Source organism: Streptomyces sp. NPDC002896, assembly GCF_040295225.1.
Taxonomy (GTDB): domain Bacteria; phylum Actinomycetota; class Actinomycetes; order Streptomycetales; family Streptomycetaceae; genus Streptomyces.
In genome coordinates, this window is sequence record NZ_JBEOVA010000068.1 from 1 (window position 1) to 19,956 (window position 19,956).

Below are 19,956 nucleotides of genomic sequence, written 5' to 3' on the forward strand. Positions count from 1 at the left end.
TCGGCCCGTCGGCGGCTGGCTAGTCGGTCACGCAAGGAGCAGCGTCATGCCACCCATGTGAACCACCGGATCAGCAAGGAGATCGTGTCCGTCGCCCAACGCACCGGTCGCGGCATCGCCGTCGAGCAACTCGATGGGATCCGTGAGCGGGTACGGCTACGCCGCGACCAGCGGGCCACGCTCTCCTCATGGCCGTTCCACCAGCTCGGCCAGCACCTCGCCTACAAGGCCCAAAGGGCCGGGGTCCCCTTCCTAGAGGTGGATGCGGCCTACACCTCGCAGCGCTGCCCGCGCTGCAGGCACACCGAGAAGGCCAACCGGCCCACTCGGGACAACTTCCGCTGTCGTCGGTGCGGCCTCGCTGGGCCGGCCGACCACGTCGCCGGGGTCAACGTGCGCGACCGCGCACGCTCGGCGTGGGCATTCGTCACCATGCCCGTCCCGCCACCGGCCTAGCCGGAAAGCGGGAGATGCGACCCGTGACCGTCCTTTCGTAGGGGGCAGTCGGGAGCGCGACAAGGTGTGAACGACCGGGCACACAAGCCCGGCCGTTCACGGCCGAGAAGGTGACCCTCTCCTCGGTCGCGATCGGCCTGTCCGGATCGATCGAGCTGGTCGTCGCCTTCCGTGCCGCCCAGGGCTTCTTCGGTGCGCTGCTGATGCCCAACACGCTCGGCCTGCTGCGCGCGGTGTTCCCCCCGCGCAAGTTCGGTATGGCCGTCGGTATCTGGGCGATGGTGTCCTCGGTGTCCACCGCGCTCGGCCCGACCGTCGGCGGACTGCTCGTCGAGCACGTCAACTGGGAGTCCGTCTTCTTCATCAACGCGCCCATCGGCGTGATCGCGATCATCGTCAGCGCGCTCGTGCTGCCGCAGAGCAAGAGCGAAGCCGCGGCGAACGAGAAGTTCGACATCCCGGGTGTCATCCTGCTGGCGCTCGGCATGCTGATCGTCGTCTTCGGTGTCGTCAAGGGTGAGACGTGGGGCTGGACTTCGGCCGGCACCATCGGCGCCATCGTGGCGGGCCTGATCATCCTGATCCTGTTCGGCTGGTACGAGACCCGCGTGGCGTACCCGCTGCTGCCGATGCGGCTGTTCCGCAGCCCGGCTGTCTCCGTCGGCGCGGTCATCACCGCACTGAACTTCTTCGTGCTGCTCGGCTCCATCTTCTTCCTGATGCTGTACCTGCAGAACGTGCAGGGCTACACCCCGGTCGAGGCCGGTGTGCGCACGCTTCCCCTGAGCCTCGCCGCCGTGGTCGCCTCCCCGCTCGGCGCCGCGCTCACCGACAGGTTCGGCCCCCGCTTCACCATGCCGCTCGGCATGGTGCTGCAGGCCGCCGCGTCCTTCCTGCTGCTGGGTCTGAGCGCCGACTCCGGTTACGGGGCGCTCTGGCCGCCGTTCATCGCGCTCGGCCTGGGCGTCGGCATGGTGTTGTCCGCGTCCTCCGACGCGATCGTCGGCAACGCCCCGGTCCGGGACGCCGGTGTCGCGGGCGGTCTCCAGGCCACCGCGCTGCAGGTCGGCGGCGCGCTCGGCACCTCCGTACTGGTGTCCCTGATCAGCAGCCGGGTCGGTTCCACCCTGACCGGCGAACTCACCGCCGCCGGCGTGCCCGCCCCCATGGCCCAGGACCTGGCGGAAGCGAAGGATGCGGTCGCCATGGGCGTCGCCCCCGTCTCCGACTCCATGACCGGCCAGGTCAAGGAAGCCGTGAAGCAGGGCGCAGCTGACGCCTTCATGAACGGTGTGCACACCGCTGTGCTCACCACCGGTGTGCTCTGCGTCGTCGGCGCCGTCGTCGCGGCGATCGGGGTGCGGCGAATCCCCGAGGCGGCCGCCCAGCACTGACGGCACGGGCGGAACGAGGGCCCGGTCCGGTGCGCCTCCCCGAAGGGGGGACCAGCGCGCACCGGGCCGGGCCCTCGGTCTGTGCGGTTATGCCTACCGGCCCTCGCCCGCGGGGACGCGCCCGTGCCAGGCGTCGTCGAGCAGACCAGCGACGCCGTCGACGGTGAGCGGCCGCGGATTCGGGTACGGAGCCGCCGCGACCCTCTCCGCGATCCCGTGCAGGGCGCCGGCGGGGACGCCCAGATCCGCGAGGGTCGTCGGCCCGTCGTGGGCGAGGGCCAGCTCGTACACGGCCGCGACCGGGTCCCCTCCCGTGACGCGCTCCATGCGGGCGAACGCCTCCGGCGCGGCGGGCCGGTTGAACGCCATGACGTGCGCCAGCAGGAGCGTGTGCAGCTCGGCGTGCGGCAGGTCGAAGGCGCCGCCGAGGACGTGCGCGAGTTGATGGTGCAGGCCCATGCGCGCCTGGGCCAGGCAGATGCCGGCGAGCCAGGCCGCGGACTGCAGGCGCCCGCGGGCCTCAGGGTCCGCCAGGTCGTCGAGCACCGCGGGGAGCGCGGTCAGGATGCCGCCGACGGCCTCGGTGGCCAGCGCGTCCGTGACCGGACTCGCGGTGGGCGACCACAGGGCCTCGACGGCGTGGGCCAGGGCGTTGACCGCGCTGGTCCGGGTGAGGCCGGGCGGCAGCGTGAGGGTGAGATCGGGGTCGTAGACGACCGTGCCGGGCACCAGTGCGGGATCGCGGCGGGTCGTCTTCACGCCGTCCTCGGTCTCTCCGAGCACCGGGGTGACCTCCGAGCCCGCGTAGGTGGTGGGGACCGCGATCTGCGGCATCCCGGTACGTACGGACACCGCCTTGGCCAGTCCGATCGCCGAGCCGCCGCCGATCGCCACGACGCAGTCGGCCGACGCAGCCTCGACGACCGCCATCGCCTCCGCCGTCACGGCCACCGGGGTGTGCGCGGCAGGGCGGTCGAAGCGGGCCGCGAGCCGCGCGCCCAGTCCCTGGGCGACGCGGTCGGCCGCAGCCTTGGCCGAGGGGGTCGCGACCAGCAGGACACGCCCGGCCCCGAGCCTCTCGACCTCGTCGGGAACGTGGTCGACCGCGCCGCGCCCCGTCAGTACGCGGCTGGCAACGGTCTCATGGATGGTGAGGGATGTGCTCATACGGTGGTCTCCGATGTGGGAACGGGCGCGGAAGGGGCTTCGTGCCCGGGGCGGGACGCGAAGTCAAAGTACATTGCGTGGATCACCCTGGTGGCGGGCCGGTGGCGGCCGGTGGAGAGACGGACGTCGGGTCGTCCGCAGAGGCGGCGACAGGATGGGCGCCCTGGCCAGGCGACCGGCGGTCGCGGCGCAGTAATCCGCACAGTCGACCAAGAAGGAGTACCCGGCTCACGTGGCAAATCTGCGCGCCGCCCAGAAGGAGATGACCCGGCGGCTCCTGCCCTCCACAGCCCTCGAACTCTTCGAGTCCAAGGGCTACGCCGCGACGACCGTCGACGACATCGCGAGCGCGCGGGCACCACGAGGGTGACCTTCTACGCGCATTTCGCGTCGCGCACCGCCCTGATGGGAGCGCTCATCGAGCAGCTCGACGAGCTGCTCGAACGCACCGGATCGCCGATCCAGCGACCCTCGTCCGCCGAGCTCATCGCCGTCGTACGAGAGGGTGCCAGGAGCGGCATCGAGGCATGGCTGCGGGAGCGGGCGGACCACTGGCCGGATATCAAGCCGTACCTCATGTCGGCCCTCGAGGCGGCGACCGTCGACCCTGAACTGCGCGGCCCGGTCGACCAGTGGTTCGAGAGCGCGATCAACGACATCGAGGAGGGCCTGAACCAGGCCGACCGCTTCGACCCTGCCGACAGGCACATGCGCGCGTTCCTGGCGTTCTCCGAGTTCGACGCGGTGGCCCGTCGCTGGATGCGGCGCGGCTGGGAGAAGACCGATCCCGAGGTGGCACTCTCATTGCTCGCCGACAGCTGGGTGCATGGTGCACTTGTTAGTTGACGGCAGGTCAGAGCGCTAGCGACACGGGGTCGTTGGCCCTCACCGCACTTGTGCCGTGCCTTTTATGTTCCTGCAAGTGAGCGACAGCCGCCGCGCGTTCGCGTGGGTGCTGAATTGTCAGACTTGCTCGCTACGTTGAGGGCATGACTCATGTTGAGCGCAATCCCGAGCGGATCACTCCGCGGCAGTTCCACGAAGCCGCCGGCGGTGCCCTGCTCGGTTACGAGGAGCGCGTCGGCAGCGAGGAGGACCTGATCGATCCGCACGGTCGCGGAGCACCGCTGTACTTCCAGCACATGGACATGCCGCGCCCGCAGCGCAACCGGGTCCACGTCGATGTCTTCGTGCCGCACGACCAGGCCGAGGCGCGCATCGCGGCGGCCGTAGCCGTCGGCGGCCGCCTGGTGACCGATGAACACGCGCCCTCGCACTGGGTGTTGGCCGACGCCGAGGGTAACGAGGCCGGCGTCGGCACGTGCGGATGGACCGGGCCCGAACCGGTCAGGCAGGCGATACCCGCACAGCAGGCGGCCCTCGGCTGATCATGTGCTCCGAGCGAGAGCGTCGGGCAGGTGGCGGACGTACCGCCGCTGGCAGAGGATGAGAAGCGGACAGCTGGGCTGCTCCTGTGCTGATCCTGCCCTTGCCGCTAAGGAGCCCCGACATGCGCTGGTGGTCGTCGCTCGTCACGCTCGGCCGTGAGGGGCTGCGCGTCCAGCGCGCCTTCGCATCGCCATGGGCGATCGCGCGGGCCGTCCTGGCCGTGCTGCTCGCGACGCTGCTCGGACTGCTGTTGGACGACCAGTCAGCCGGGGCGATGGCGAGTGTCGGGGCGTTCATCTGCGGGATCGGGACGCTCCTCAGTCCGCTGCGGCACCGTGCGGTGAATGCGTTCGCGATGGCGGTGGCCTTCAGCACCATGGCGGTGCTGGGTGCCCTGGTGCACGGCACCACCTGGCTGTTCCTGCTGCTGCTCGCCGTGGCGGCGTTCGTTGCCGGGTTGTGGTGGACGCTCGGCGTCGCGCCCGCCATCCGGGCCTGCCTTGCGGTCATCGGGATGATGATCACCGCTGACCTCTCCCCGGGTCTGCACGGCGGCTTGGTGATGGCCGGGTGGATGGCAGTGGGGACGGGTCTCATCGTCGCGGTGCAGTTGCTTCCGCCGTACGGGCCCCGGTTCGCGGCCCAGCGCCGAACCCTCACCGCCCTGTACCGATCGCTCGCATCAGCCGCGACAGCCGATCCGGGCACGGCCGGCCCTGCCGCGGCTGCCTCGTCCGCTCCGTTCACGGCGGCACGGCAGGCCCTCGACCTGCTGCCGCAGTTCAGCCGGCCGGCAGCCGCGGCCATGTTCGGTCTGCTCGGCGAGGCCGAGCGCATCCGCCGCGCCCTGCAGACCGTGCGGGTCACCGAACCTGCCTCGCAGACCATGCGGCTCGCCGTGCCCGCGACGGCAGCGTCAGAGCCTGCGGACCGGGCGGCTCTGTCGGCCGCCGCCCGGGTGCTGGACGACATCTCCCGTACGATCGCATCCGGCCGCGAGCACCGCTCTCCCGACGAGGCGTGGAGCAGCCTCGAGTCATGGGCGGCGCTCTCGCACACGCGCGGCCCGCGCGACCTCGCCGCCCGGTTGCGGCAGGCCGAGGCACTGGCCCGGCGGTCCACCGAGGGTCGGCTCGGCGATGTGCTCGAACCCCACACCGAGGTGCCGGGTCTGTACGCGGGCTCGCCCGCCGTGACGCGCACCGTCCGGCGCCTACGGGCCCAATTGCATCCCCAGGCGCCGGTCTTCCGCCACTCGGTGCGGCTCGCGGTGGGCGTCGTGATCGCCGAGCTGATCGGCCGGTCGATCGGCGGCTGGGGCGGCCTCGGCATCTCCGCACACGGTTTCTGGGTGTCATTGACCACGATGCTGGTGCTCTTCCCCGGGTACGGGCACACCATCGCCCGCGGCTGGGGAAGAGCGGCCGGAGCCGTGCTGGGCGGCCTCCTCGCCTGGGTCCTGTCCCTGCCGCAGTGGTCGCCCACCGGCCTGGTGGTCGCGTCGGTGGTCCTGGCCGCGGCGTCGTTCCTGACCCTGCGGACCGGGCAGCTGATGCTCAACCTGTGGCTGACCGCGTGGATCGTCTTCCTGATCCACCACGTCGGAGGGCTGCCCGGCCCGACGGCCTGGGCACGCGCCGCCGACACGGTGGTCGGCGCCGCGCTGGCGGTGCTGATCTTCCTGCTGTGGCCCACCTGGTCCACCAGGCGCCTGCCGGGCCTGCTCGCCGACTGGCTCCGGGTGCAGGACCGGCTGTTCCCGGAGCTGCTGACCGGCTACGCCGACGTCGGCGCGACCGACGCGGCCGCCATCGACGAGCTGCGGGCGCGGTCACGGCAGGCCAGAGAGCACCTGGAGTCCGCCGTTCAGCAGTCGCACGCCGAGCCGGCTCACCACCTCGTCCCCTGGTCGACCGCGCAGCTGGACGAGATCAGCAAACAGGTGTCGACGGTCGCCGGGTACGCAACGCTGCTGGGCGAAAATCTGCCACGCACCCCGCAGGACACCGTCCCAGAGCTGACCGAACTCGCCGACCCGCTGCACGAACACCTCGCCGCACTCGCCCGGGCCGCCGCCGGAGCGGAGACCGTGGCACCGGGTGCGCTGCGATCGGTGTTCGACGCCTTCGCCGCCCGCTCCGGCCTGCTCGCGGCGGCGGCCGACGGCTCGGGGAGCGCTGCGGCGAACCGCGCGGTCGCCGTGAGCAGTGCGACCGTCGACGCGGTCGAGGACCTCACCGCAACGATCGCCGCCCGCCATCGCCGCCGGCACGCGGCCTGACGTCGGCGCGTGCCGGGCGGCGATGCGCCGGGCTGCCTCGGCCGGTGACCGTGATCAGGACCGATGGCGTCGCTGTCCGTGATCAGGACCGATGGCGACGCAGGGCGGGCATCGTGGCGGCCATGGCCAGCGTGGCGGCGATGACGAGCAGGCCGCCGCCTGCGACAGCCGTACGTACTCCCAGGGCTGAGGCCGCAGTTCCGTGCAGCACGTCGGCAAGCCGTGGCCCACCCGCCACCACCACGGTGAACACGCCCTGCATCCGGCCGCGCATCTCGTCGGTGGCGGCCGACAGCAGGATCGCTCCGCGGAAGACCATGGAGACCATGTCGGCGACTCCGGCGGCGGCGAGGAACACCACGGCCACCCACAGACTGGTGCTCAGTCCGAATCCTGTGATGGCCGCACCCCAGGCCACGACTGCCGCGATGACCATCAGTCCGTGCCGGCGAGCGCGGGAGAACGTGCCGGACATCAGGCCGCCGGCCACCGCACCGATCGGGATGGCCGCGAACAGCAGCCCGAGCGCCAGTCCTTCCCCGTAGGGCGCGTACGTTTCCGCGGCGAGCTGGGGGAACAGGGCCCGCGGCATGCCGAAGACCATGGCGATGATGTCGGCGAGGAAGGACAGCAGCAGCACCTTGCGCTGTGCGATGTAGCGGAAGCCCGCGATGACCTCACGCCATCCCGCGCGGCCGGCCGCCGCTGTGGTCAAGGGCGGCAGCGGGGGGAGTTTCCAGACCGCCCACACGGTGGCGCACAGGGCCAGGGCGTCGATCAGATAGAGCTCGGCCAGGCCGATAACGGGGATGAGGGCACCGGCGAGCAGCGGTCCGGCCACCAACCCCGTCTGCATGACGGTCGATCCGAGGGCGTTCGCAGCGGCCAGTTCCTCCTGGGGAACCAGTCGGGCGATGGAGGCGTTGCGGGCGGGGGAGTTGAGGCCGAAGAACGCCTGCTGAAGGGCGAGCAGCACCATCAGCACCAGCACGGAGTCCAGTCCGGTGACGGCCTGCGCCCAGAAGAGCAGCGAGGTGACGGCTATGCCGCTGTTGGTCAGCAGAAGCAGCTTGCGCCGGTCCATGCTGTCGGCGATCGCGCCGCCCCACAGCGCGAAGACCACCAGTGGCACAAGCCCGGCGAGGCTCGCGTAGCCGACCCATGCCGATGAGCCCGTGATGTCGTAGATCTGCTTGGGCACTGCGACGGCGGTGAGTTGGCTGCCGACGGCCGTGACGATGGTCGAGGACCACAGCCGGCGGAAGGCCGGGCGGCGCAGCGGCCGCGTGTCCATCATCCAGCGGCGCCACCCGCGCCCGCGGGGCGTCACCGGACCTGTTGCCGTGGGTGGCGCTCCCGCGCCGGGGTCGGTGCCGCTGCCCTCCGTACCGGCGTCGTCGGTACTGCTGTCGTCGGTGCTGCTGTTGCTCGTATCCACATTCGTCCTGGCTGCTCGTTACATCTTTCTGTTCGGGACTCACTATCTCTGAAGCGCGGCGGCGGCTCTCCACCGGCTCATCCCCTTTGGACTGTCATGCCAGAAGTGGACCGGCCACCGAGACACAACAGTTAGCGCTTGACCACGTGATCTCTATTGACGCCTCAGCACCCGGCTGTCACCTTAGCAAGCGCTTACTAAGGCGCTCCGTGCGTGACCGGTCGGTGGCCGGTCCGTCGGGGCACTCGCATCGTCAAGGGGAATGCATGCGCGACCTACTTGGGTCGGGACGGCCCGAAGCCGCCTCTGCCGAACGGCGCCCGGTCTTCAGCGGCCGCTACCAGCAGCTGTGGATGTTCCTGCTGCTCGGTTGGCTGATCAGCTATGCCGACCGGACGGTCACAGGGCCCGTCATCGCCTGGATGATCGAGAACAAGGCAGGGTTCATCGGCGACGCCGCCAACCCCGCCACCCTCGGCGGGCTCATCGGCTCGATGTTCTTCACCGGCTACATGCTCACCCAGTACGCCGGCGGACGGCTCGGCGACCGTTACGGCCACCGCGAGATGCTCGTGCTCTCCCTGCTGTGGGCAGGCGTCATGACGCTCGTCTCCGGCCTGGTCACCGGCCTGGTCGCGTTCGTCGTCGCGCGTGTGCTCACCGGTCTCGGTGAGGGCGTCTTCTACTCCAACGACCGCACCCTCGTCATCGGCCACACCCCGCCCGAGCGGCGTACGGTCGGCCTCGGCGTCGTCATTTCGGGCCTGTCGATCGGCCTGACCATCGGCGTCGTCGCCACCCCGTACCTCATCGACTGGGGCGGCTCACTCGGCATGGGCGGGCGCGCGTGGAGCATGCCGCTGTACGTCCTCGGTGTTGTCTCGCTGTTCGTGGCCGCCGCCACCTGGTTGTTCTTCCGGGCTCGGGGCGACCGGCCGCTGCGGCTCGGGCCGCCGGCGCTGCGGCTTCTTGCGTACTCCGTCCCGTCCGCCATTGCGATCACCGGCCTGTTCCTGCTCACTGAGCACCTGGGCTGGCCGGACTGGCTCACCGCCATCGGCTCCGGTGTGCTCGCCGCCGCCATGATCGCCGTCGTGGTGCGCGAGATCGTCCGCACCGGCCGCTCCGGGGTGCTGCTCACCAAGGACATGTGGCTGCTCTACATCGCCTTCATCGCGGTGATGTGGAACCTGTGGTTCTTCTCCTTCTGGTCGGTGCAGATCGTCAAGGAGAGCACACACAGCAGTCTCATCGCGGCCGCCCTGACCGCCGCGTTCAACGCCGGCGCCGGCATCATCGGCTTCCCGCTCGGCGGCTGGCTCGCCGACCGGCAGGTGCGGCGCGGCAAGGGCCGCAAGTCGCTCGCCATAGTCTGCGCCGTCGCGCACACGCTCCTTGCGGTGGCGTTCGGCTTCGCCCTGCTGGTGGGGGAGCCGTCGCTGTGGCTGCTCGGGCTGATCCTGTTCGTCTCCGGACTGTTCTTCAACGCGCTGCAGCCGATCGTCCACAGCATCCTCGGCGACCAGGTGCCCGAAGAGCAGCGCGGCTCAGCCTTCGGCGTGTTCAACCTGGTGGCCGAGATCGGCGCGGTGGCCAGCCCGGTCATCAGCGGTGTAATGCGCGATGCCACCGGCAGCTGGGCCCCGGGCGTGTTCACCGCGGCCGGCGTCATGGCCGTCTCGGTGGTGCTCTACGGCCTGGTACGGGAGCGGGTGCCGGGCGCCGCGGCGTCCTGACGCCTCACGAACGCCACTGAACGAACCCGGTCCGGCGGGCTGCTGCCCGCCGGACCGTCGACTGCTCCCGTCCGGACACCACGCCCGTTCAGGGAGCCGTCAGCGCGGCGTCGAGTGAGTCGTGGATGGGGAAGACGCCGTACAGGCTGGTCAAGTCGAAGATCTTGCGGACGGCCTGACTGGTGATCACCAGTCGCAACTCACCTTCCCGTTCGCGGATGCGTTTGAGGATTCCGACGAACACGCCAAGGCCGGTCGAGTCGATGAAGGTCACCCGGCGCAGATCGAGAATGATGAGGCGGCGGTCTTCTTCGATGAGGCCGGTCACGTGATCGCGGATCTGCGGCACGGTGTACACGTCCACCTCGCCGTGGATCTCCACGACGGTCCAGTCGTTCTCGTCGCGGTGGGTGATCTGGAAATTCGGCTGCATAACTGACATAACGGGCAGGCTGTGGGTAAAGGTTTCGGCCAGTACCGCCCGGCGGGGGATTAACCGCGCGGCGGCGCCAAATGCGGCGGCCGTGAATGGGCCGCCCATCGTGCGCTGGCCGCAGCCCCGTCCCCACTGGACGGCGCTCCCCGAGCGCCAGGTGCTCGAAGTCCGCCGCGGCGACCTGAGTGTCATGGTGCATGGCGCGTGAGTTGGGCCTTGGCGCCGTGATCGCGCTGCATCAGGCACGTCCGCGAACGATCAGCTATGCGGCCGTGGGATCGGTTGCGGCGTCATACACCACGGTGAAGAGGTCGCGCGCCCTGGTGCCGTCCGGCTGGAGCCAGCCGGCGGTGACGTGTCCCAAGGGCGGCGTCGCATCGGCGGACGGGACGTCTCGGCCGGGCTTGAGGATGCGGTTGACTCGGATGACCAGTTGTCGGTGCGGTCGAGTCCGCGGGCCGGCGGCGGAATCGGTCTGCACGAGGAGATCGGTGTGTTCCGGCCCGTTGGTCACGGACTTGAGACTGATCGCTGCTGAATGGCCGGTCTCCGAGAAGTGGCTCGTGACGGATGGGTCGGGGGTGTCGCTGACGCTCTGGGCTTGCGGTTCGCTCTCGCCGACGATCAGGGCGAACAGCTGGGCGACGAGAACCGGGTCGTGTGTTCCGTCATAGATCCACCGCTGTCCCAGTACCCCGTGTTCGGAAGTGCCGATGAGCGCATGATCGGCTCCGTCGAGCGGCTGCGCACGGTAGGTGAACGGCACCTGGTACGTGGCGGGCTGGTCTCCGGACTCGTCGGTGACCGCCATGAACTCGATGCCGACCTCGCCCTGCGGATCGTCGAGACGAAAGCCGCCGGCCTTGGTCAGTTCCGGCTCGCGCCCGGTGCCCGAGTACCAGGGCTGCGCAGGCAGCCAGGAGCCGAGAAGTTCCAGCTTGCTGGGCGTCATGGTGGTGTGGTGGATGACAGCCATGTCTCCGTAACCTTTCGCGTGATCTCGGCTAATCGTGCCACTCCCACTGACGTGCACACGGCTGAATTTCGCGAGTCAGCGATCTCGTACGTGTGCGCCCACAGGGTGACGGGCACGTGCGCCCTCGTTCAGGACAGGCAGCCGACGTGTGCCAGTGCCTGCTTGAGGAGGACTCCGTGCCCGCCGGGCATCTCGTTCTGGACCAGCGGCGACGACGCCTCCTGCGGGCTGAACCAGACCAGGTCGAGGGCGTCCTGCCGGGGGCGGCAGTCGCCGGCCACCGGGACGATGTAGGCGAGGGACACCGCGTGCTGTCGGGGGTCATGGAAAGGCGTGATCCCTTGCATCGGGAAGTACTCGGCGACGGTGAAGGGCTGCAGGGAGGCCGGGATCCGCGGCAGTGCCACCGGGCCGAGATCCTTCTCCAGATGGCGCAGCAGGGCGTCGCGGACACGTTCATGGTGCATGACCCGCCCGGAGACGAGGGTGCGACTGACCGTTCCGTCCGGGCCGATGCGGAGCAGCAGTCCGATGCTGGTGACTTCGCCGCTGTCGTCGACTCGCACTGGCACCGCTTCGACGTAGAGGATCGGCATGCGTGCGCGCGCCAGTTCGAGTTCGTCGGTCGTCAGCCAGCCGGGCATGGTTTCGGTCGTGTCAGACATTGGTTGATCGTACTTTCAGCGTCTTCTGTTTCGCGTCAGCGCCTCCCGTTTCGTGCGCGCCGCTCAAGTGGGCGGCGAGGCGGGCGTCGGCGCGGTCGGGGGAGTAGAGGAAGTCGACGACCATGGCCGCGGCGCCGACGAGTCCGGCGCGGTCGCCGAGCGTTGAGGTGACCACCTGGAGGCGGGCGGTGGTGCGGGGCATGGCGCGCTGGTAGAGCAGTTCGCGGACACCGGTCATGAAGGGGACGCCGGCAAGGTCGCCGGCGAGCATGAGCACGCCCGGGTTGAGCAGCGTGACCACCGTGACGAGGACTTCGCCCGCACGCCGGCCTGCGGCCCGGGCCAGCCTGACGGCGTCCGGGTGTCCCTGGGTGAGGAGTTCGCGTACGTCTGATCCTGAGGCGGTGGGGATGCCGAGGGCCGAGAGCTGCTGGGCCAGTGCGCCGCCGCTGGCGACGGCCGCCAGGCAGCCGTAGGAGCCGCACATGCACAGGGCGTCCGAGCGGTCGTGCAGCCGGATGTGCCCGATGTCGCCTGCGCTGCCGTCGATGCCGCGGTAGACCTCGGAGTTGACGATGACGCCCGCGCCGATGCCGGTGGACGCCTTGACCAGGACGAAGGCGGAGCAGCCGGCGTGGCCCGCGCGGTGTTCCGCGAGCGCCATCAGCGTGGCGTCGTTGTCGACGAGCACGGGGACGGGGCCGGGCTCCAGGCTGGTCCCGACGTGCTGCGCGTAGGCGTCCTGCATGCGTTCGCGGATGGGGTACTGGTCCCATCCGGGCATGATCGGCGGCTGTACGACCCGGCCGGTCTCCCAGTCGACAGGGCCCGGCACGGACAGTCCGATACCGCAGATCCTGGCCGCGTCGATTCCGGCGGCGGCGATGAGCCCGGGAAACCAGCCGGCGAGCCGGTCCAGCACGTGGTCGGGACCGTCGCTGATGACGACGGGAGCAGTGTGCTCGGCGAGAACGGTTCCGGCCAGATCGAGGACGGCGGCGCGGGCGTGCCGTGTCTCCAGGTCTATGGCGATGACCGCGCCATGGGTGGGATCGAGAGCGAGGCGCTGGGTGGGCCTCCCGCCGGTCGAGGTGCCGCCCACCTGCCGGAGCCAGCCCGCACCGCACAGCAGATCCAGCCGCTGGGCCACCGTCGACCGGGACAGACCCGTGGCGCGCTGGAGGTCGGCGCGCGTGACCGCTTCTCCGCTGCGGATGAGCTGCAGCAGATGCCCCGCGCTGGCCTGGTTCGCCGGCATGGGGACCCCCTTGTTTCCTCAGGTCTTGTCGGCGCCGCTGGTGAGACCCTCGGTGAGCAGACGTTCGGCGGTGAGGAACAGAAGTACCACAGGCAGGGTCAAAACCACTGAGCCGGCCATCAGTACCGTCTTGGGGACCTCGACGCCGCCCGAGAGCTGGGCCAGACCGAGGGAGACCGTCCACTTGTCCGGATCGGCGGCCAGGAACAGCAGTGCGAAGAGGAACTCGTTCCAGGCGATCATGAAGACATAGAGCCCGGTGGCCATCAACGAGGGCGCTGCGAGCGGCAGGACGATCATGCGGATCGTCTGCAGCCGCGAGCAGCCGTCCAGGCCGGCGGCCTCCTCGACGGAGCGGGGGATGGTGACGAGATAGTTCTTCAGCATGTAGAGGGAGACCGGTACCGTCTGGGCGACGTAGACGATGGCCAGGCCCACGAGGCTGGACGACAGCCCGAGCCGGGCGAACATCACGAACAGCGGCACGGCCAGCAGGGTCGCGGGGAAGAGGTACACCGCGAGGAACAGCGCGCTGATCTGCCGCCCGCCGAAGAACCTCAGCCTGCTCACGGCGTAGGCGCCGGGCACGGCCGCCAGCAGCGTCAGGGCGACGGTACCGAGCGACACCAGGGCCGAGTTGAGCAGCAGGCGCAGGAACCCCTGTCCGCCGTCGGAGGTGGATGTGAGCACGTTCTCGTACGTGCTGAGCGTGAAGTCCTTCGCGGAGACCCAGAGGGATCCGGGGTCGAGCAGCAGGGCGTCGATGGGCTTCACCGACAGCAGCAGCATGTAGCAGAACGGTACGAGGGTGATCAACGCGAGGAAGACGATGACCACCCAGCGCAGCGCCCCGAACAGCCGCTCCTCGAACTGCGTACGCGTCATGGAAAGGCGCGGCATCACGACGACTCCTCCTGCACTTTCTTGCCGAAGAACGTGAAGTAGAGGCCCAGCAGGACCATGAGGACGGCGGCCAGGACCAGGGCCTGCGCGGCGGCCGCGCCGACGTCGTAGCGGGCGGTGAGGAAGTCGTAGACCCGGATCGCCGCGACGTCCGTGCCGGCGCCTCCGCCGGTCAGCAGATAGACGTCGTCGAACTTGTTGAATGTCATGATGCCCCGCAGCACGCACAGCAGCGCGATCACCGGCATCAGCTGCGGCAGCACGACGTGCCGGAAGCGCTGCAGGGGCGTGGCGCCGTCGACCTTCGCGGCCTCCTCAAGGCCGTCCGGCACGGCCTGCAGGCGGGCCAGGATGAACAGGAACGCGAAGGGGAAGTAGCGCCAGCACTCGAAGGCGATGACGGTGAGCAGGGCCAGCGGTATGCCGAAGTGCCAGCCGAACAAGGCCACTTCGTACTGGCGGGTGGACAGGAACGCCAGCGGGTCGTCCCAGCCGAAGAGTCGGCGGCCCCAGTCGTTGACGATGCCGTACTGCGGGCTGAGCGCCACCTCCCAGACGAACGCCACCGCCACGACCGGTGCGACGTAGGGCAGCAGCATGGCGCCGCGCAGCAGACCGCGGCCACGAAAGGGCCTCCGCAGCGCGAGGGCGGCCACGAGACCGAGCAGCACCGAGCCCGCCGTGCCTCCCGCGGTGTACGCGAGTGTGGTGGTCAGGCTGGACCAGAAGCCGGCCGAACCGAATACGAGCGAAAAGTTGTCGAGGGACCAGTTGCCGAACAGTCCCATGCCCTGGATGTCGACCAGCTTGGCGTGCTGGAACGCCAGAAGCACCGTCCACAAAATGGGCAGGACGACCACCACGAGGACCACGACGAACGTGGGGGTGACGAAGGCGAGCCCGGCACGGTTCTCGCGGCGGCTCGCGGTGAGCGGGCGGCGCCGTACCGGGGACCGGGCCGACTGGGGCCGGTGGCCGGGAGCTGGGCGGCGCTCCGCCGCGCCGGACTGCACGGTGCTCATCATCGAAGACCTCTGTGAGGGGCGGCCGGGCTACGGGATGGATTGCTGCAGGGCTACTGGAGCGATTTCTGGAGGGCGGCGACCTCGTCGTCGGATTCGCGGGCCGCCTCCGCGGGCGATATCTGGCCGCTCGTCATGGCGGCGATGGCTTTGGGCACGGGCAGTTCGCCGTTGATGGCGCCCACCAGTGCCCCCTCGCCCTGCTCGATGCCCCAGCGGCGCATGTTGTCGACGCCGTCGGCGAGCTGGTCGAGCAGCTGGTCGGAGAAGACCTCGTTCATGGGCTTGAGGGTGTCGACGCCCATCCTGCTGGAGCGCCAGGCGTCCAGGTACTTATCGGGGGCGTCGGCGGTGCCGTGCCGGACAGGGATCTTGCCTTCCGGCGCCATGCCGAACCAGTCCTCGTATCCGCTGCCCATCATGTACTCGATGAACTGCCGCGACGCGTCGGTCTCGGCGGTCTTGGTGGCGACCCACGACGTGATCTCGCCGAACTGCGCGGGCTCCTCGGCGTCCGGGCCCTTGAGCGCGGTGACGATCCCGCTGCTGCGGGCGAGGAACCCTGGGTCCTTCTTGCACTGCGGGCAGCTGGGCAATGCGTCCTTGCGCAGCCCCGCCAGCTCGTCGAGGAGGAAGGACGACCAGATGATCATCGAGGACCTGCCGGCGAAGTAGGTGGCCCGCGTGGAATCGACGGTCTGGGTGCCTGGCGCGCCGTAGTCGCGGGCGAGACTGTCGTACGTCCTGAACGCGGTCTCGCACTGCGGTGAGGTGAGGGCGACATCGTGCTGCCCGTCGACCAGTCGGCAGTCGTTGGCGAGCGCCAAGTTCTCGAAGCTCTGCTGGGTGAAGACGTCCCCCGGGTCGGTGGCAGCCGACATGCCGTCACGGCCCTTGGTGTCCAGACCCTTTGCTGCTTTCAGGAGTGTGTCGTAGGTGTCCGGGGTCTGGAGACCGGCCTTGTCGAGCTGGTCCTTGCGGTAGACGAGCAGTTGCAGCCAGGCGTCGGAGGGGACCCCGAGCCGGGTGTCGCCGTCGGATGTGAGCTCCAGGGCGTTGGCGGTGAAGGTGTCCTTGCCGAGCTCGTCGACGATCTGCCCCGGGATCTCGGTGTCGAGCAGGCCGTTGCTGTACATCTGCCAGGCCGGGCCCATGGGGAGCGCGCCCACGACATCGGGCAGATGGCCGGACGCGGCCGCCGACATGATCAGCTGGGGCAGCTGCCCTTCGGCCACTCCCACCAGGTGCACCTCGATGCCGGTCTGCTTCTCGAACCGGTCGATGATCTTCTGCGTCGCGGCGACACGCGGCGGCAGATTCTCCAGCGACCACACGGTGATCTCGCGGTCCGGTGCGCCGGGACCGGTGTTGCCCGAACACCCCGTCAGCATCCCGACCGCCAGTGCTGCCGCCAGTGCTGCCGCCAGAGCGGCTGCGGTCGCCTTCGACCGCCGGGCCCTCATACGCATGCGCGTGTCCCCATCGCCGACTTTCGTACCTGCTTTTGCTTGTTGACAAGGCATAAGTTGTGGATATTCTCGACGTAACTGATGGTTCCTCAAAGTCTTCGGAACGCTTCGTGGAACGCATCGTGCAGTTCATCGGCCACTCAAGGGCCCGACAGGGCGCAGAACTGACGTTGTGCCGGGGCTCAGATCGTCCTGGGCTCTGATTCCGAAAGGCCCCAGATGTCCGAGACGGTCCACCGCGTGAGGGCACTCGTGGAGCCACCCGCGCCGCCCGGGGCCGGCCATCCGGCGCTGTGGCGCGGTGCGGCGCAGGTCCTGCTCGACAACTGGACGGGCGCCTCCACCGTTCCGTCGCGGGGCCTGTACCCGCACCAGTGGAGCTGGGACTCGGCCTTCATCGCGATCGGGCTGCGGCACCTGTCGGTACGGCGCGCCCAGCGCGAACTGGAGACGCTGCTCGCGGCCCAGTGGGGCGACGGCCGGATCCCGCACATCGTCTTCAACCCGGCCCTCCCGCCGGGCGCGTACTTCCCGAGCCCGGACTTCTGGCAGTCCTCTCGCGCCGGAAAGTCAGCCGGCGCCCCGGCCGAGCTCGAGACATCAGGCATCGTGCAGCCGCCCGTCCACGCCCTGGCCGCCTGGCTCGTGCACCGGGCGGACCCCCTGCGGTCCCGACGCCGAGGCTTCCTCGCACGCGTGTACCCGCGGCTCACCGCCTGGCACCGCTATCTGCTCAACCGGCGCGACCTGGCGGGAGCGGGCCTCACGGCGATGGTGCATCCCTGGGAGGCGGGCATGGACAACAGCCCCTGCTGGGACAGCCCGCTCGCCCGCGTCGAACCGGCTGCCCCGGGCACCTTCCGGCGCGCGGACCTCGACCACGGAGCCGCCGCCGACCGGCCCACGGACCTCGACTACGGCCGATACGTGCGCCTCGCCCTCGACTACCGCGACCACGGTTACGACGACCACGCCGCCGTACACCACTTCGCCGTCGAGGACCCCGCCGTCAACTCCCTCCTCATCGTCAGCGAACTGGCCCTCGCTCGCATCGCCGCCGCCGTGGATGCCGACCCCGCCGTCCACACGGCCCGCGCCGAACGACTCACGGACACCCTCGTGGCACGCCTGTGGGACGAAAAGACCGGCATGTTCCTCGTCCGCGATCTGGCCGCCGACGAACTGATCCCCGAGCGCAGCGTGGCGGGGCTGATCCCGCTCATCGTCCCCGGCCTGCCGGGCGACATCGTCGAGCAGCTCCTGCGGAGCCTGTCCGGCCCCCACTTCCACGCCCGCGCCACCGACCTGGTGCCCAGCTACGACCTGGCTGGTCACGCCTTCGACCGTACGCGGTACTGGCGTGGCCCCGCCTGGTTCAACACCGCCTGGCTCATCGAGCGCGCACTGCGCGTGCACAAACGTGCGGGACGCGCCGACTCACTGCGCTCGTCCTTTCTGAACGCCGCAGCGGCCTCCCAGTTCTCCGAGTACATCGACCCGTACAGCGGCGAGGGCCGAGGCACCTTCAACTTCTCGTGGACCGCGGCGCTCACCCTCGACCTGCTCTGCGCCGACCGCTAGGAGCTGCCGCGACGAAGACAGCCGCGACCGCGGTGCAGGACGCACCTTCGGGTTGTTGGCGCTCTTTGCATGCCGCTGGTCAGCTGCCCGGCCGGCGTGGGCAGGGCTGCGAGCAGCCTGGGCAGGGCTGCGAGGCGGGCGAAGGCGGTGGCCACCTCTTGCCGCCAGGGCCAGGTGGCGGTGATCCGTAGGCGGCGGCCGAAGACGGCTGGGCGCCCGGAGCCGGACGCGTGACGCGATCCGGCCAGGGTCGTGCCCGGTGCCGTCGGCGAGATCGGCCAGCAGGTCCTATCGCCCCAGGTCAGACGGCACTTTCGTGTTCCCGCTCATGATCCGGACGCCACCACAAGTGGACGCGAAGTCGCCGTGGCAGCGGATCTGGGTGGACAGCACGGGCTACAGCTAAGTCGTTGCCGAGCCGGCGTACGTATCTCCCTTAGGGGAGCCATGCAGCCATACGCGCTGCGACGCTCACCGCAGAGAGGCAGGACATCATGCTGGGAAACTGGCGAGAAACCGCCACACGCTACTCCCTCATGCCACTGCGGATCTTCCTTGGCGTCACGTTCGCCTACGCGGGGCTCGACAAGTTCATCGATTCGCCGTTCTTCACGGATTCGGCGCCCGGATCGCTGGTCAGCGCGCTGCACGCAGTGCACGACAGTTCAGCGATACCGGGCATGATCGATCTGGCGCTGAAGAATCCGCACGCATTCGGCTACGCCATCGCCCTCGGCGAGCTCGCCGTCGGTATCGGCATCCTTGTCGGCCTGCTGGGACGCATAGCCGCCCTCGGCGGCGCGCTGATCTCGCTCGTCCTGTGGCTGACGGTCAGCTGGAGCGCCGCTCCGTACTTCCTCGGCAACGACATCCCCTACCTGATGGCGTGGCTGCCGCTGGTGCTTGCGGGCACCCCGTCGCTGTCCCTCGACGCGCTCATTGCCGCGCGACGTCGCAGCCGCCGGACCGGTGCCGCGCCGCGCGTCCCGCAATCGCTGACGCCGGAAGCAGACCGCCCAGTGTGGCGGGAATCGAAACGAGACGGCGGATTCCCTGCGCCAGTTGCATCGCCTGTGAACGTCGCCGACAGGCCGGTTTCGGAGTCGAGGCCGGCCAGCGGGCGTCAGGCGGTGGGGGTGGAGGTGACCGGGCCGAACACCTTGCCTGGTCGCGCAGCTGGGCCAGATCCGCGATCGCCTCACCGCCGTCGGCTGGAATGACCGCCAGGTCGACCGCGACCCGGCCCGGGTCGCGCCCGGTGCCGTGCGGCCGTGGCCGCCTCAGCGCGCCGCTGAAGGCCCCGGTCAGCCCCGTGGCGCTCGGCGGGATCGGCCGGGAGGCGGGATCCGGCCGCTTCTGCGGGTAGTGGGTGGCAGGCGTCGATCCGCGTTGGCGGCGCATCGGCTTTCCTGGCCCTGCTCCGCAGGAGTGCCTATCCTCGCCCGCCTGAAGGTGGGGCCATCCACGGAGGCTTCCGCCGAGGCGCCCTGGTGGAGCGGCCGGCGCCGGGGAACGCGCGAGCCCTCCATGCCCATCTCACGAGGCTGAGAGAGCACGGCTTCGACGCGGCTCCGTCCCCGGTCCGCCTCACTGACGACGGCCGTGAGCAGCTGACCTTCATCCCCGGCGACGTGGCCCTGCCGCCGTTTCGCGCTGGGCGTTGACGGCAACCGCCCTGGCATCGGTGGGAAGCGTCTCTGAATGGCTTAGCGATCCCATGGGTTACACAGGACCAGAGCGTGTAAAACCGCCCCATGCCGCCAATCGTCTTCGTGCCCTGGTGCC

General features: G+C 69.9%; 17 protein-coding genes and 3 pseudogenes. 10 read left to right on the forward strand and 10 right to left on the reverse strand.

All coding sequences use genetic code 11. From position 1 onward, the window contains the following. Window positions 1-456 (forward strand): RNA-guided endonuclease TnpB family protein (locus tag ABT009_RS45890; RefSeq protein ID WP_351308932.1); only part of this gene is annotated, 456 nt, incomplete at its 5' end. A 110-nt stretch (window positions 457-566) separates the two neighbouring features. Beyond that, window positions 567-1,850 carry an MFS transporter gene (locus ABT009_RS45895; RefSeq protein WP_351308935.1) on the forward strand — a complete coding sequence of 428 codons (1,284 nt, stop codon included), beginning with the start codon at window positions 567-569 and terminating at the stop codon, window positions 1,848-1,850. 93 nt (window positions 1,851-1,943) lie between these two features. Here ABT009_RS45895 and ABT009_RS45900 read toward each other — a convergent pair whose 3' ends face one another. Beyond that, window positions 1,944-3,017 carry a maleylacetate reductase gene (locus tag ABT009_RS45900; protein WP_351308938.1) on the reverse strand — a complete coding sequence of 358 codons (1,074 nt, stop codon included), beginning with the start codon at window positions 3,015-3,017 and terminating at the stop codon, window positions 1,944-1,946. Window positions 3,018-3,249: 232 nt separating this feature from the next. Here ABT009_RS45900 and ABT009_RS45905 point away from each other — a divergent pair, with 232 nt between their 5' ends. The 4 genes from ABT009_RS45905 to ABT009_RS45920 all read left to right on the forward strand — a co-directional run bounded on the left by ABT009_RS45905 (window position 3,250) and on the right by ABT009_RS45920 (window position 6,687). Further along, a complete protein-coding gene (locus ABT009_RS45905; protein WP_351308941.1) occupies window positions 3,250-3,387 on the forward strand; it encodes a TetR family transcriptional regulator in 138 nt (45 codons plus the stop codon). Then, window positions 3,384-3,863, forward strand: a complete 480-nt coding sequence (locus tag ABT009_RS45910) for a TetR/AcrR family transcriptional regulator (protein ID WP_351308944.1) — start codon at window positions 3,384-3,386, stop codon at window positions 3,861-3,863. Before ABT009_RS45905 ends, ABT009_RS45910 begins: the two co-directional genes overlap by 4 nt. Window positions 3,864-4,006: 143 nt before the next feature. Further along, a complete protein-coding gene (locus ABT009_RS45915) occupies window positions 4,007-4,405 on the forward strand; it encodes a VOC family protein (protein WP_351308947.1) in 399 nt (132 codons plus the stop codon). Window positions 4,406-4,527: 122 nt separating this feature from the next. Further along, entirely contained in the window at window positions 4,528-6,687 is a 2,160-nt protein-coding gene (locus ABT009_RS45920; RefSeq protein WP_351308950.1) for an FUSC family protein, read from the forward strand. An 82-nt stretch (window positions 6,688-6,769) separates the two neighbouring features. Here ABT009_RS45920 and ABT009_RS45925 read toward each other — a convergent pair whose 3' ends face one another. Further along, the gene (locus ABT009_RS45925; protein WP_351308953.1) at window positions 6,770-8,125 is read right to left on the reverse strand and encodes an MFS transporter; all 1,356 of its coding nucleotides are present in this window, start codon (window positions 8,123-8,125) and stop codon (window positions 6,770-6,772) included. 266 nt (window positions 8,126-8,391) lie between these two features. On the opposite strand from ABT009_RS45925, the gene ABT009_RS45930 reads away from it, so the two are divergent. Beyond that, the gene (locus ABT009_RS45930; protein ID WP_351308956.1) at window positions 8,392-9,861 is read left to right on the forward strand and encodes an MFS transporter; all 1,470 of its coding nucleotides are present in this window, start codon (window positions 8,392-8,394) and stop codon (window positions 9,859-9,861) included. Window positions 9,862-9,949: 88 nt separating this feature from the next. Here the strand turns inward: ABT009_RS45930 and ABT009_RS45935 are convergent, their stop codons facing one another. The 7 genes from ABT009_RS45935 to ABT009_RS45965 form a co-directional block, all read right to left on the reverse strand. Further along, on the reverse strand, window positions 9,950-10,402 hold the full coding sequence (locus tag ABT009_RS45935) for an STAS domain-containing protein (RefSeq protein ID WP_351308959.1): 453 nt from the start codon (window positions 10,400-10,402) through the stop codon (window positions 9,950-9,952). A 157-nt stretch (window positions 10,403-10,559) separates the two neighbouring features. After that, entirely contained in the window at window positions 10,560-11,273 is a 714-nt protein-coding gene (locus tag ABT009_RS45940; RefSeq protein WP_351308962.1) for a maltokinase N-terminal cap-like domain-containing protein, read from the reverse strand. Window positions 11,274-11,401: 128 nt separating this feature from the next. Then, a complete protein-coding gene (locus tag ABT009_RS45945) occupies window positions 11,402-11,938 on the reverse strand; it encodes an NUDIX hydrolase family protein (protein WP_351308965.1) in 537 nt (178 codons plus the stop codon). After that, window positions 11,931-13,196: an ROK family transcriptional regulator gene (locus tag ABT009_RS45950; protein WP_351308968.1), complete on the reverse strand. Its 1,266-nt coding sequence runs from the start codon at window positions 13,194-13,196 to the stop codon at window positions 11,931-11,933. Before ABT009_RS45950 ends, ABT009_RS45945 begins: the two co-directional genes overlap by 8 nt. A gap of 18 nt (window positions 13,197-13,214) precedes the next feature. Beyond that, entirely contained in the window at window positions 13,215-14,081 is an 867-nt protein-coding gene (locus ABT009_RS45955; protein WP_351308976.1) for a carbohydrate ABC transporter permease, read from the reverse strand. Between the two features lie 14 nt (window positions 14,082-14,095). Then, complete coding sequence (locus ABT009_RS45960) at window positions 14,096-15,121, reverse strand: carbohydrate ABC transporter permease (protein ID WP_351308979.1); 1,026 nt, start codon at window positions 15,119-15,121, stop codon at window positions 14,096-14,098. Window positions 15,122-15,174: 53 nt separating this feature from the next. Next, complete coding sequence (locus ABT009_RS45965) at window positions 15,175-16,590, reverse strand: ABC transporter substrate-binding protein (protein ID WP_351308970.1); 1,416 nt, start codon at window positions 16,588-16,590, stop codon at window positions 15,175-15,177. 240 nt (window positions 16,591-16,830) lie between these two features. Between ABT009_RS45965 and ABT009_RS45970 the strand changes: the two genes are divergently transcribed. Then, a complete protein-coding gene (locus tag ABT009_RS45970) occupies window positions 16,831-18,171 on the forward strand; it encodes an MGH1-like glycoside hydrolase domain-containing protein (RefSeq protein WP_351308972.1) in 1,341 nt (446 codons plus the stop codon). A gap of 494 nt (window positions 18,172-18,665) precedes the next feature. Next, window positions 18,666-19,142: pseudogene (locus tag ABT009_RS45975) on the forward strand (DoxX family protein); the annotation flags it as partial. Between the two features lie 155 nt (window positions 19,143-19,297). Here ABT009_RS45975 and ABT009_RS45980 read toward each other — a convergent pair. Further along, window positions 19,298-19,522 (reverse strand): annotated as a pseudogene (locus tag ABT009_RS45980) (IS1380 family transposase); the annotation flags it as partial. Between the two features lie 64 nt (window positions 19,523-19,586). Between ABT009_RS45980 and ABT009_RS45985 the strand changes: the two are divergent. Next, a pseudogene (locus ABT009_RS45985) lies at window positions 19,587-19,956 on the forward strand (hypothetical protein); the annotation flags it as partial.